Annotated in this window: 10 protein-coding genes and 2 tRNA genes; 7 read left to right on the top strand and 5 right to left on the bottom strand. The window is 68.1% G+C overall.

Annotated elements, in window-relative coordinates; all coding sequences use genetic code 11:
* Positions 1 to 84: 84 nt before the first annotated feature.
* From ACFQ4H_RS30890 to ACFQ4H_RS30880, 3 genes are all read right to left on the bottom strand, one after another.
* Complete coding sequence (locus ACFQ4H_RS30890) at positions 85 to 1,476, bottom strand: hypothetical protein (protein ID WP_377577944.1); 1,392 nt, start codon at positions 1,474 to 1,476, stop codon at positions 85 to 87.
* 98 nt (positions 1,477 to 1,574) lie between these two features.
* Positions 1,575 to 2,852: a type VII secretion protein EccE gene (locus ACFQ4H_RS30885; protein ID WP_377577941.1), complete on the bottom strand. Its 1,278-nt coding sequence runs from the start codon at positions 2,850 to 2,852 to the stop codon at positions 1,575 to 1,577.
* Between the two features lie 295 nt (positions 2,853 to 3,147).
* Positions 3,148 to 4,827: a right-handed parallel beta-helix repeat-containing protein gene (locus ACFQ4H_RS30880; RefSeq protein ID WP_377577938.1), complete on the bottom strand. Its 1,680-nt coding sequence runs from the start codon at positions 4,825 to 4,827 to the stop codon at positions 3,148 to 3,150.
* 572 nt (positions 4,828 to 5,399) lie between these two features.
* On the opposite strand from ACFQ4H_RS30880, the gene ACFQ4H_RS30875 reads away from it, so the two are divergent.
* A complete protein-coding gene (locus tag ACFQ4H_RS30875; protein WP_377577935.1) occupies positions 5,400 to 5,765 on the top strand; it encodes an integrase in 366 nt (121 codons plus the stop codon).
* A gap of 401 nt (positions 5,766 to 6,166) precedes the next feature.
* Here ACFQ4H_RS30875 and ACFQ4H_RS30870 read toward each other — a convergent pair.
* Positions 6,167 to 6,240 (bottom strand) — tRNA-Gly (locus ACFQ4H_RS30870).
* 281 nt (positions 6,241 to 6,521) lie between these two features.
* Here ACFQ4H_RS30870 and ACFQ4H_RS30865 point away from each other — a divergent pair.
* The 6 genes from ACFQ4H_RS30865 to ACFQ4H_RS30840 all read left to right on the top strand — a co-directional run bounded on the left by ACFQ4H_RS30865 (position 6,522) and on the right by ACFQ4H_RS30840 (position 11,993).
* Positions 6,522 to 6,595 (top strand) — tRNA-Pro (locus ACFQ4H_RS30865).
* A 113-nt stretch (positions 6,596 to 6,708) separates the two neighbouring features.
* Positions 6,709 to 8,061, top strand: coding sequence for a trigger factor (tig, locus tag ACFQ4H_RS30860; RefSeq protein WP_377577932.1), 1,353 nt, complete (start codon positions 6,709 to 6,711; stop codon positions 8,059 to 8,061).
* Positions 8,062 to 8,242: 181 nt separating this feature from the next.
* On the top strand, positions 8,243 to 8,887 hold the full coding sequence (locus ACFQ4H_RS30855) for an ATP-dependent Clp protease proteolytic subunit (RefSeq protein WP_377577929.1): 645 nt from the start codon (positions 8,243 to 8,245) through the stop codon (positions 8,885 to 8,887).
* Between the two features lie 9 nt (positions 8,888 to 8,896).
* Positions 8,897 to 9,559 carry an ATP-dependent Clp protease proteolytic subunit gene (locus ACFQ4H_RS30850; protein ID WP_377577927.1) on the top strand — a complete coding sequence of 221 codons (663 nt, stop codon included), beginning with the start codon at positions 8,897 to 8,899 and terminating at the stop codon, positions 9,557 to 9,559.
* A 207-nt stretch (positions 9,560 to 9,766) separates the two neighbouring features.
* The gene (gene clpX, locus ACFQ4H_RS30845; RefSeq protein WP_377577924.1) at positions 9,767 to 11,059 is read left to right on the top strand and encodes an ATP-dependent Clp protease ATP-binding subunit ClpX; all 1,293 of its coding nucleotides are present in this window, start codon (positions 9,767 to 9,769) and stop codon (positions 11,057 to 11,059) included.
* A 136-nt stretch (positions 11,060 to 11,195) separates the two neighbouring features.
* On the top strand, positions 11,196 to 11,993 hold the full coding sequence (locus tag ACFQ4H_RS30840) for a carbon-nitrogen hydrolase family protein (RefSeq protein WP_377577922.1): 798 nt from the start codon (positions 11,196 to 11,198) through the stop codon (positions 11,991 to 11,993).
* 132 nt (positions 11,994 to 12,125) lie between these two features.
* Here the strand turns inward: ACFQ4H_RS30840 and ACFQ4H_RS30835 are convergent, their stop codons facing one another.
* On the bottom strand, positions 12,126 to 12,341 hold the full coding sequence (locus tag ACFQ4H_RS30835; RefSeq protein ID WP_377577920.1) for a hypothetical protein: 216 nt from the start codon (positions 12,339 to 12,341) through the stop codon (positions 12,126 to 12,128).
* Positions 12,342 to 12,877: the final 536 nt, after the last annotated feature.

Here is a 12,877-nt window from a genome sequence, read left to right as displayed (position 1 = left end):
CAGGACGGTTCCGCCCCGACGCTCGCCGGGGCGGCCGGCCGCCCCGGGGCCGGTTCTTTCGGCTCCGGGTCGGGTGGGGGCCGGTCAGCGGCGGGGCTTGCCGGCCAACTGCCGTTCGATGTCGGTTTGCGCGAAGCGGGCGTAGCGGACGGCGTCGGCGGACACCAGGGCGATCATGTCCTCGGGCATCCGCTGGAAGTGGTCGGCGCTGGGCCCGAGCCGCAGGGCGTTGCCGAGCAGCGTGGCCTCCGTCGGATCCAGCCGTTGCAGCAGCACCAGGTCGGAATCGTGGACCCAGGGCAGGCCGTTGCGGTCGAGGTGCAGCAGGACGGTGAGCCGGGTCTGCCACGGGCCCAGCGGCTGCGTCACGGAGGAGCCGGTCGTCCCCAGGTCGTGGATGACCAGAAGCGGTTGCTGGGCGCTGGCTCCGGCGGGCAACGGCTGTTCGACGGCGGAAGCGACGACCCGACCGGGCATCCCGGTGGCCCGCTCCCCGAAACTCCGCCAGTTGGCGGGGTCGGGGGTGACCACCATGATCCGGGCACCGAGCGCAAGCGCCCGGAACGCGATGAGCTGGGCGGTCCAGACCCCGCCGACCAGGCAGAACCGCCTGGGGTCAGGCTGGAAGAAGCGTACGGAGACCGGCGCCTGCTGCCGGTCGGCCCCGAGGATCAGGCCGGCACCGGTCGGGGTGGGCCGTAGCCGGGCGAGTGCTGCCGGGGAAGCGGTGTGCCAGCCGATGCGCAGCCGGGCCATCCGTCCGGAGAAGTCACGCTGGTCGCCGTGCGCCGCCGGAGGGCGGTTCGGCGGCGGTTGACGGTGTCCGCCATCCGGAATGGCCAACGACTCGGCCGCCGGGGTGGCCACGATCCGGGTGGCCGTGGTGGCGACTGCTGCGGTTGCCTGGGCGGCGGCTGCCTGCGTAGCTGCCGGCGCGGCGGTCGTCTGTGTGGTGGCCGGAGCCGTCGCCTGGGTCGGCCCGGCCTGGGGGGCCGGCGCGGTCAGGGTCGGTACCGCCATTGTGGCGTCGCGGCCGATCATCGCCCCGGCCTGGCCCGGGCCACGTTGTGCCGCCGGCTGCTGTTGCGGTACGGGTGCGTACGCCGCGGCCTGCTGCTGCCCGTAGGGGTAGGCCGGGGCGGCCGGTTGCGCCGGTGGGTACGTCGGCTGCTGTTGCGCCGGGGGATATGCCGGTTGCTGCTGGCCCTGCCGGTACGCCTGCTGACCCTGCTGGTAGGCCTGCTGGCCCGGTTGGTACGCCTGCTGGCCCGGTTGGTACGCCTGCTGCGCCGGCGGATGTCCCTGTTGGCCCGGCGGGTACGACGGTCGCCCCTGCTGGTAGGTCGGCTGTGCCTGTGGGTACTGCGGTTGTCCCGGCGGGGGGAGCTGCTGCCCCGCTGTGGGGTACTGCTGTTGACCGGTGGACGGATATGGCGCTGCCTGCCCGGTGCCGTGTTCCGAGGGCGGACGGGGCACCGGAACCGATGCTCGACCCCGACTCCTGGATATCGTCGCCGGTGGTGGATCGGGCTGCTGCTCCCCGCCGTAGGGGGTTCCGTACTGCCCCGGCTGAGTCATCGTTGACCACCCCCGGTCGGAGCCGTGGCGTAGACCGCCGGGCCCTGTTCACCGTCGAGTTGGAACAGGTCGGCGCGGGACTGTCGGGCCTGGCTGGTCATCAGTTGGCACATCTGGTTGAGTTCGGGTGCCGGTGCCGAGACACGTACCAGCCCGCGTAGGTCGAGCAGACCGTTGGCCTCGTCACTGGCGAGGATCATCGCGATGGTGGTCATCGCAGCGGGTGTCGAGGACAGGTTCTGTAGTAGGGCGGCTGCCTCGTCGATGGGCGGCCATCCGCGGATCCAGAAGGACCGGTGCGCGAACCGCGAGGAGTGCCAGGCGGACCATTCCTCGCGCGGCGGCGTCGGATCCTGGTTACCGCCTACAGGCTCGAGATCGCAGGACCTGGCAAGCAGAGCGAGCAGTCCGTTGGCATCCACGAGCCGGTGCGATATCCCGACCTGGCGAAGTGACTTCGCAATGCGCCGTACCAGCGCCGCGACCACGGCGGGTGCGGTTTCCAGGTCGGCCCAGCCGTCGCCCAGCGCCTTCGCCAGCGACCGTGCGTCGAGTCGTACGGCGATCCAGGTGGTCCGGTCGGCGGGCACCGGTGCGGAGCCGAAACCGGCCAGGAGTTGCCGGTACGAGTAGGCGGCAGGGGACGAGGGGTGTGCGTCGATGCTCGGCGACGGAACCACCTGGGTGACCATCTGTAGCACCACCCCCGGCTGCTCGATCTCGGCCAGTACGGCGGCCATCGGCTCCAGTGGGACGCTGCCGGACGCGTCGCCCATCGTGCTGTTGCTGACCTGGGCGACGGCGAACCAGCCGGAGTCGTCGCGGGCGACCCCCACCCGGCCACCGTTGATCGTTTCGACGTCCTCGACCACGAGGCCCGGGGCCAGTGTGTGCAGCAGCCCGAGTCGGGGATCATCGTGATAGGACGAGCCGAGGGTCACCTGCCGGCGTTGCCGGTAGCGGCGGCTCATCAGCCAACGTTCCAACCACCAACGGCCCTGGCGTCGGCTGAGCGTCACCAACAACAGGATCGCCGCGCCGACGGCCGCCCCGACCGCGATCACCCAGCCCCGGCTGACGGTGGTGAGGACGGCGACGATCGCCGCCTCGGCCAGCAACAGTTGGGTGATGTGCACCGGGCCGAGGTGTCCGGGCCGCCGGCGGGGGAGCAGGATCACCGGGCCGGACTGTTCCGCCGGAGTTGGGCCGGCCCGGGTGCCGGCATGTGTCTGCTGCGGTGACATGGCCGCTGGGCCCGCGTTGCGCTCGGTCATGCCGGCTGCTACCCCCTGCCTAGCTCGCCACCCACACCGGGCGTCTCATCATCATAGGAACGGAACGCACAATGTTTCACCAGTGGGTCGATGCGCCGCAGGTCAGCCGGCACGTGGTGCGGCACCGTGAACGACGGCCGATCGATCCACATCGGAGCGCCAGCCAGCTGAGCAGTGAGCGGCTCCGGGTCGTCGTCACGGCGGAACCGGGACCACGGGCAGCCGACAGCGACGAGCATGACCAGCCGCCTGCCGACGGGCCCACGGCGGATCAGCCCCGGACGACGGTCACAGCTCAGCCGGTCGCCACCAACAGATCAGCCAGTACGAGCGTACGCAGGTCGTCCCGGCTCGGCATCCGGCCCATCGCCCGCAGCCGGCCTGACTGTGCCTTACGCATGCCTTCGAGGAGTTTGCGTGCCTCGCGGGCGTTACCGAAGTTCGGATCCCGCTCGATCTGTCCGAACCATTCGAGCAGGGCGTCGTTGAGTCCCGCTTCGAGTAGGTAGTCGTCGTTGCGGGCGATCCGGTTGACGATCAATACCAGCTCGTCCGGGCTGTAGTTCTCGAACTCGAGTGTCTTGGCGAACCGGGACGCCAGACCGGAGTTGGCGTTGAGGAAGTCCACCATCTCGGCGGTGTAACCCGCCACGATGACCGCGACCTCGTCGCGGTGGTCCTCCATGAGCTTGACGAGGGTGTCGATGGCTTCCTGGCCGAAGTCCGCGCTGGCACCCGCGGATCGCGACAGGGTGTACGCCTCGTCGATGAAGAGCACACCGCCGCGTGCCTCCTCGAAGACCGACGTGGTCTTCTCCGAGGTGTGCCCGATGTACTGGCCGACCAGGTCACGCCGGGAAACCTCCCGGAACTGCCCCTTCGGCAGGACACTGAGCGCCTTGAGCAGTTGGCCGTAGATACGGGCCACCGTGGTCTTACCGGTACCCGGTGCCCCCGTGAAGATGAGATGGTGGCTGGCCGTGCCGACGGTCAGACCTGCACTACGTCGCCACTCGTTGACCTGGATCTCGTCGATGAGGGCCCGTACCTCGGCTTTCACGCCGGCGAGTCCGATCATCGAGTCGAGTTCGGCGAGGAGCTTCTCCACCTGCTCGGTGTCCTGCTGGATGGCACCTTCGACGGCCTGGGAACCCACCCGTGGTTTCCGCGAGCCCTCCTCGGGCTCACGGATGGTCGGGTCGGCGCCCTCGTCGACCTGGATGCCGGGGGCTGCGGTGTCCTCCACCCGGGTGCCCTCGACCAGGCCGCCGGAGCCACGGGCGAAGAGGATCCCCACGCCGTGGGTGTCGTGGATCCAACTGTCGATGATGCTGGGAGCACTTCCCTGGGCGACGGAGATCCCCGCGTCACCGGTTCCGGAGATGTCGCACCGTTCGATCGACGGTCGGCCTGACTGGTAGACGTAGCAACCGCGGTATCCGCAGCCGGCCACCGTGGAGTTACGGATCGTCGGGCTGGCGCCGAGGCGCACGATGATGCCGTCGTCGGAGACGTCCCGGACCTCGCACTTGTCGAGCAGGCCCTCCGCGTCCTCGATCACGAAGCCGTGCTGACCTCCGACGATCTTGACGTCGGTGGCGTTGAGCGTGGTGCCGTCGGTGACGCTGACCCCGGCCGCGTAGCGGGCACTGGCCTCGCACTTGTCCATGGTCAGTTGGCCGCCCCGCGCGCTGACGGCGGGGTAGTCGCTGGTCTTGAGGACCAGGCCGCGCAATGTCACCGCGCCACCTGAGCAGGCGACCGCCGACCCGCCGGCCGAACTGGCGTCGATCGTCACCGATCCGGGTTCACCTGCTGCCACGAGCGACACGGTCTTCCCGGTCAACTGGACGGCCTCGGTGTAGACGCCGGCCTCGATCGACACGATTGCGCCGTCGGATGCGATCTCCAAAGCGTCCCGGATGGTCGGACAGGCCCCGGGCCGCTGCGATGAGACGGTAAGTGTGCGCGCCATGGCTCCACTCGGATGAGGAGGGGACTTTGCGTGGGAGGCTACCGGCTTGAACAGCCCCCTGGGCTGGTCAGGTCAGATAGTGAACGTTACATCCCGGATCGAGTTCGCGATCTTACGAAGCTCGTCGGCCGGGGCGGTGCCGCTCCGACCGCACGGCTACCGGTCAGGTGAAGCGGTGTGTATGGGCCGACTTTCCGCATGCGGTGCTCCCGTTCTTCCCGAAGGGGATCGTATCGGTCCGATGCTCATCGGGTGGAATCAGCCATCCGGAGCCGTGCTGGCCACGACGCGGCTGCGCGCGACCCGACAGCGCGACTCGACAGCGCACGGCTGGCGACCGCCGATCCCGACCGGGAGGGGAGGGTGGGTACCCGGACCGGTACACCGACCATCCATGGTGGAAACCGGGGTGCCGGTGTCACCAGCAGGATCGGGGAGACCGGAGGAGCGGTGGGGGTCACCAGGCTGAGGTGGCGGCCCACCCGGCGACGGACATGGCCGAACCATCGCTACCGGAGCCGGTGGCCCCGGTGCCCGGAGCGGGCCAAGCAGAACCTGGAGGCAGGCTCGTCATGAGGTCGAGGCTTCGCAAACTGCATGTCGACGGCCGGGAGTTCACCTGGAAGGCCGACATCCGACAGGCACCGGGACCTGACGGTCGCGGGCGCCGATGCATCCGCGTCCGCGTCTGGGGGATGGGCAAGAACGGTCGCGCACTGCAGGCCGACCTGGTCGAGCGGCCAGAGCGGGCAGCCGGGGAGGAGACGTATCCGTACCCGATGGCCGGGGACGTGGCAGCGCTCGTCAGGTACGGCATGCATGCTGGCTGGACGCCGGAAGTGGTGGGCGGGACCTTTCAGGTCACGTCGGCGGCCGAGCTCGACCTGCCCAGCTTCGCCATTACCGATCTTCTGTGGACCGCAGAACATCCGCGCTGACCCGGTCAGGGGTCTACTCGTGCCAGGGGTCTACTCGTGACCTCTTGTGACTGAAGTCACATTTCCGCGTCTCCGGTCGTTGTCCGGTCGAGGCGCCCGCCGGTCGCCGCCCTGACACCGGCCAGGCACTCCGTTCCGATGCTGGTGAACCGGCCGTGCCGGGTTCGCTGCGATGCCGACGGGAAGGGCTGCGTCGACGGAAGGGCTGTGTCGACGGGAAGGCCGGCAGGGCGGGCATCGCACGAACCGGCTATGACCGGTACGGCCCGGACCGCTGTGGCGGGTAGCCGCCCCGGGTCCGTCAGTACCGCCCGGTCCGTCGATGGCCAGCAGGATCGGGGGGGGCGGAAACGAGAACGGCCCAGGCGTGGCGACTGTGTCGCTGACCTGGGCCGTTGGTGTGGAGCGGGCGACGAGAATCGAACTCGCACCGTCAGTTTGGAAGACTGAAGCTCTGCCATTGAGCTACGCCCGCGTGCACCTGGTTGCCCGAGGCGCGGGCACCAGCTTACCCGGTCCGCCCGGGCGGCGGCGTACGGGTGTTCGGCCCCGCCGACCAACTGCGGCGATCCGCCGTACCTGAAGGTTTCCGTCCATGCCGGGAAGCGGGGGAACCGGCCTGGTGGGCCGCTCTTTCTGTGGGGAATGATGGCTTCGCTGGCGAGCCGATCGGCGGTCCGTTCGACGCTCCGTGCACGCCGCGCCGGTACCAGCGGGCGCGGCCGGGCACGGACGGCATACACTCTTCGTCGGCCACGGGGTGTGGCGCAGCTTGGTAGCGCACTCGCTTTGGGAGCGAGGGGCCGTGGGTTCAAATCCCGCCACCCCGACTGTGATGAACCACCGCGGTGTCGGGTGCCGCCGGTCCGACGTGCTGGTTCGCCTACACTCGATGGGCTGAATCACGCCCATGCCAGACTGAGATCCGTCAAGGAGTACGCCTGTGAAGAGCACCGTCGAGACTCTGAGCCCGACGCGCGTGCGGCTCGCCATCGAGGTGCCGTTCGTCGAGCTCGAGTCGAGCCTCAAGAAGGCGTACCGGGAGATCGCCCAGCAGGTGACCGTGCCGGGCTTCCGCAAGGGCAAGGTGCCCGCCAACGTCATCGACCAGCGGGTCGGCCGGGGTGCCGTGCTCAACGAGGCGGTGCAGGAGGCCATCCCGGAGAACATCCTCGCCGCCGTACGTGAGCACGAGATCAAGACCCTCGGTCGCCCCGAGGTGGAGATCACCGAGCTCAACGACGGCGACATCCTGAAGTTCACCGCCGAGGTGGACGTACGGCCGGAGCTGATCCTGCCCGACCCGGCCACCATCGAGGTGACCGTTGACGAGCTGAAGGTCGACGACAGCGAGGTCGACCAGCAGGTGAGCAACCTGCGGGAGCGGTTCGCGACGCTCAAGACCGTCGAGCGGGCCGCCCAGGAGGGCGACTTCGTGCAGATCGACCTGGCGGCGACGGTCGACGGTGCCGAGGTGCCGGGCGGATCGGCCAGCAACATCTCGCACGAGGTGGGCAGCAAGCAGTTGCTGCCGGGCCTCGACGAGGTGCTGGTCGGACTCTCGGCGGGTGACTCGACGACCTTCGTCTCGCAGCTGGTCGGTGGCGACTTCGCCGGTCAGGACGCCGACGTTTCGGTCACCGTGCGCACCGTCAAGGAGAAGCAGCTGCCGGAGCTGGACGACGAGTTCGCCCAGCTGGCCAGCGAGTTCGACTCGCTGGAGGAGCTGCGCAACGACCTGCTTGAGCGGATCACCCGGAGCAAGAAGGTCGAGCAGATCTACGCGGCCCGGGACAAGGCGCTGGAGCAGCTGGTGGCGGCGGCCGAGGTGCCCGCGCCGGAGGGCGTGGTACGCGACGAGGTCGAGCACCGCAAGCAGGCCATGGTCGACCAGCTGGAGCGCATCGGGGCCTCCTTCGAGGAGTACCTCGCCGCCCAGGAGAAGACCGAGGAGCAGATCGACGCCGAGCTGACCGAGGCGGCCACCGAGGGCGTCAAGATCCAGCTGCTGCTCGACACCCTGGCCGACGCCGAGGACGTGCAGGTCACCGACGACGAGTTCGGCCACGAGATCGTGCACCGGGCCCAGCAGGCGGGGATGGCTCCCCAGCAGTACTACGACCAGCTGGTCCGCGCCGGCTCGGCCGGTGCGGTGTTCGGCGACGTACGCCGGGGCAAGGCGCTGTCGTCGGTGATGGAGCGCATCAAGATCACCGACTCGGCGGGTAACGAGGTCAACCTGGACGCGGTCCGCGGTGAGGGCGGCGGCGAGCACGACCACGATCACGAGCACTGACCAGGTTCCAGACGGGTGTCCGGCCGCCCCGCGCCGCTCACGGCACGTGGTGGCCGGACCTGTTCTGGCGTACGTTCTCCTGGGCGTGCGCTGAGAGCGAACAGTGTCCCGAGAAGGGCGCTGCGGCCCCGTTGACCGGTTAGTGTCGGGCGTAAGACGGCACGGAGAGCGAAGGGCTGCCATGACCGAAATGCACATCCCAGCGATGCCCCTCCGGGTGACCGAGGCCCGCGGTGGGGACTCACTCAGTGGCAACCTCGATGACTCGGTTTACAACCGGTTGCTCAAGGAACGGATCATCTTCCTGGGCAGCGAGGTGACCGACCAGGTCGCCAACCGGATCTGCGCACAGTTGCTGCTTCTCGCCGCAGAGGACCCAGAGCGCGACATCAACCTGTGGATCAACTCGCCGGGTGGCTCGGTCTACTCCGGCATGGCGATCTACGACACGATGCAGTTCATCGACAACGACGTCTCGACCGTTGCGATGGGCATGGCGGCTTCGATGGGCCAGCTCCTGCTCTGCGCGGGCACCAAGGGCAAGCGCTACGCCCTGCCGCACGCGCGGATCATGATGCACCAGCCGTCCGGCGGCATGGGTGGCACGGCGTCCGACATCGCCATCCAGGCAGAGCAGATGCTCTACACGAAGCGGATGTTCCAGGAGCGGGTCGCGCACCACACCGGCCAGGACCAGGCGCAGATCGAGGCCGACTCGGATCGCGACCGCTGGTTCACCGCGGTGGAGGCCAAGGACTACGGCTTCATCGACAAGGTGATCACCGGAGCCACGCAGGTTCCGGAAGGCGCCGGGACCCTGAGCTAGGAGCTGACGATGACTGACCTGAGCCTGCCGCCCCAGTTCGCGGCCGTGCACAACCGCTATGTTCTGCCGTCCTTCGTCGAGCGCACGTCGTACGGGGTGAAGGAGTCCAACCCGTACAACAAGCTGTTCGAGGACCGGATCATCTTCCTCGGGGTGCAGGTGGACGACGCGTCGGCCAACGACGTGATGGCCCAGTTACTCACGCTCGAGGGCACCGACCCGGACCGCGACATCATCATGTACATCAACTCGCCCGGTGGCTCGTTCACGGCCATGACGGCGATCTACGACACGATGCAGTACGTCCGTCCGGACATCCAGACCGTCTGCCTGGGGCAGGCGGCCAGCGCGGCAGCGGTGCTGCTGGCTGCGGGGACGGCGGGTAAGCGGATGGCGCTGCCGAACTCCCGCATCATCATTCACCAGCCGGCCACCGAGGGCGGCTACGGGCAGGGCTCGGACATCGAGATCCAGGCCCGGGAGATCCTGCGGATGCGCACCCAGCTGGAGGAGATGCTGTCGCGGCACTGCAACCAGCCGGTTGAGAAGGTCCGCAAGGACATCGACCGCGACAAGATCATGACTGCCGAGGAGTCCCGCGAGTACGGCCTGGTCGACACGATCCTGACCAGCCGGAAGAAGGGCCTGTTGGCGGCCAACGCCGCGAGCTGAGCGGTTCGGGTCAGGGGTCGGTCGGAGTGGTGACATCCGTCGGCCCCTGACACACCCGGTTTAGGGGTCGGAGAAACCTCCCGCAGCGGGTAACGTCGGGTCTGCACCGCTTCGCCGGGCGGGCCCGGCAGGCGAAGATACTGACGGGGCATAGGGTCCTCAGGGCAGGGCCGGACACACCGGCCGACGAGCGCAGGGAGAACGTAGGTGGCACGGATCGGCGACGGTGGCGACCTACTGAAGTGCTCCTTCTGCGGCAAGTCGCAGAAGCAGGTCAAGAAGCTCATTGCGGGACCCGGGGTCTACATCTGTGACGAGTGCATAGACCTCTGCAACGAGATAATCGAGGAAGAGCTGGCCGAGTCCGGCGAGGTCAAGTGGGAAGAGCTGCCCAAGCCGAGGGAGATCTGCCAGTTCCTCGACTCCTACGTCGTGGGCCAGGATCCGGCCAAGAAGGCGCTGGCGGTGGCGGTCTACAACCACTACAAGCGCATCCAGGCCGAGGCGGCCGGCGCGCCCGGCTCGGGCAGCGACGCCGTGGAGTTGGCCAAGTCCAACATCCTGCTCATCGGCCCCACCGGATGTGGCAAGACCCACCTCGCGCAGACCCTGGCCAGGATGCTCAACGTGCCGTTCGCGATCGCTGACGCGACCGCGCTGACCGAGGCCGGATACGTCGGTGAGGATGTCGAGAACATCCTGCTCAAGCTGATCCAGGCGGCGGACTACGACATCAAGCGCGCCGAGACGGGCATCATCTACATCGACGAGGTCGACAAGATCGCCCGTAAGTCGGAGAACCCGTCCATCACCCGCGACGTCTCGGGCGAGGGCGTGCAGCAGGCGCTACTCAAGATCCTGGAAGGTACGGTGGCGAACGTGCCGCCGCAGGGCGGGCGCAAGCACCCGCACCAGGAGTTCATCCAGATCGACACGACCAACGTGTTGTTCATCTGTGGCGGTGCCTTTGCCGGCCTCGACCAGATCATCGAGGCCCGTACCGGCCAGGGTGGGCTGGGCTTCGGCGCGCACCTCCGCGCCGTCTCCGAACGATCGACCGACGACATCTTCGGGCAGGTGATGCCCGAGGACATGCTCAAGTTCGGTCTCATCCCCGAGTTCATCGGCCGTCTTCCGGTGATCACCAACGTGCGGAGCCTCGACCGCGAGGCGCTGGTGAAGATCCTCACCGAGCCGCGTAACGCGCTCGTCCGGCAGTACCAGCGGCTCTTCGAGATCGACGGCGTCGAGTTGGAGTTCGACACGCCGGCCCTGGAGGCCATCGCCGACCAGGCGATGCTGCGGGGGACCGGGGCACGAGGGCTTCGCGCGATCATGGAGGAGGTCCTGCTCTCCGTGATGTACGAGGTGCCCAGCAACCCGGACGCGGCTCGTGTCCTGATCACCCGTGAGGTCGTACTCGAGAACGTCAACCCGACGATCGTGCCGCGGGAGTTCACCGGCCGACGTCGACGTGATCGCGAGGAGAAATCGGCCTGAGCGTCGTACCCGGCGATCTGGGTCGCCGGGATTGACGCGGTGACTCCGGCCCATCCGCTGGACGGGCCGACGTAGCTGAGGCTCGATCCGGTTCCGAACCCTGGCCGGACGGATGCGGTGGTCGTACGCTTTCCGCATGCGTGTCGCCGTATGCCAGCTCAACGCCCGCGACGACCGGGCAGCCAACCTGGCCGTCGCATCGGACCTGCTCACGAAGGCCGCTGCGGCCGGTGCCGACCTGGCGGTCCTTCCCGAGTACGTCGACTACCTCGGCCCGGGAGCCGGAGCGCCGAAGGCGGAACCCGTCGACGGCGAGTTCGCCGAGTTCTTCGCCGCAGCCGCTCGTCGGCTGGGGATGTGGGTGCTGGCCGGGTCGTTCCACGAAACCGGCCCCGATCCGGAACGGACCTACAACACCTCGCTGCTCTTCGACCGTTCCGGTGGCTTGTCAGCGACCTACCGAAAGATCCACCTGTACGACGTGGAGATTCCCGGCCGGGTCTCCTATCTCGAGTCGCGTGGCGTGGCCCCGGGCACAGAGCCCGTCGTCGCAACGATCGACGGAGTGCGGGTCGGCCTGTCCATCTGTTACGACCTCCGCTTCCCCGAGCTCTATCGGCAACTGACGGTGGTCGGGGGAGCCCAGGTGCTGGTCGTGCCTGCCGCGTTCATGCTGCACACCGGGCGTGACCACTGGGAGGTACTGCTCCGGGCCAGGGCGATCGAGAACCAGTGCTACGTCGTGGCCGCCGGGCAGATCGGTGACCACGACCCGGGACGTACGTGTTTCGGTCGGAGCATGATCATCGACCCGTGGGGTACGGTCCTCGCCCAGGCGCCGGACGCGGTGGGCGTGACGCTGGCGGATCTCGACTTTGATCGGCTGGCCCGGATCCGGTCGGAACTACCCAGCCTGGCCAACCGGCGGATGTGATCCGGGAGACAGGTGTCCCCGGCTGGTGGCGGGGCTGGTGGCTGTGCGCTGTCGAGCTGGATCTACCACCGACCTGCAACCCGGCCGCCTGACCTGCGCTGAACCAGCAGAGCTACGGCTGAACCGTGCGCTCTATGGCTGAACCAGCAGACCGAACACGGCCAGTCCGACGATCGCGGCTGCGGTCATCAGCATGATGGTGGTCATCCGGGAATGCCCTCGCCGGGCCAGCCGTTGGACAGAGACGACGACGGCCAGCAGGACCAGGACGCCGATGACCACCTGCCACAGCGGCAGCAGGAGCCTGAGCAGCGCATCCTGCACGAGAGCTTCGGCTCTACCGGTCATGGATGACACTCTGGCACGGAAGGAGCGGTTGTGCCTTCCGACCGGGAGGCAGGATCCGATCGGCAAGGTGTCGACGAGCCTTGATTTGTGTTCCGTCGCGTTGTCCCGTAACTTTCTCTCTGCAAGCGGAACACCGGACAAAACGGCCGGAACCGCAAGCGCTCAGGCTCGGGGCGGGTGACCGCCGAGCGAGGCTGGGTCCGGGTGGTGCGATTGACCGGCAAGCCGGGGTTGCAATCGCGAAGCCGACCGGGTAAAGTACTCCAAGCCGGCAGGAGCCGGGCGGACGAGCTGCGGAAGCGGCGAGTCGGCCGGTCTGAAGGCTTCCCCCGAAAGAAACGAACACCCCTCAGGGTGTGCGTCAACGGGGCCCAGCGGGACCGATTGAGAGCGACTGGTAGATTCCAGTCTGATCATTCGAGTCCAGCTACACAGACTTGAACGAAAGCCCCGGATGGCGGGCCTGCTGAGCGGGTTTGTTTGATGGTGTGTGTTTGTTCTTTGAGAACTCAACAGGGTGCTTGATAAGCCAGTGC

Origin of the sequence: Micromonospora sonneratiae, assembly GCF_042679305.1 — a bacterium.
In the GTDB taxonomy this organism is placed as follows: Bacteria; Actinomycetota; Actinomycetes; order Mycobacteriales; family Micromonosporaceae; genus Micromonospora_H; species Micromonospora_H sonneratiae.
The sequence above is the reverse complement of the archived record's forward strand: the minus strand, read 5'-3'. Positions and strand labels throughout refer to the sequence as shown.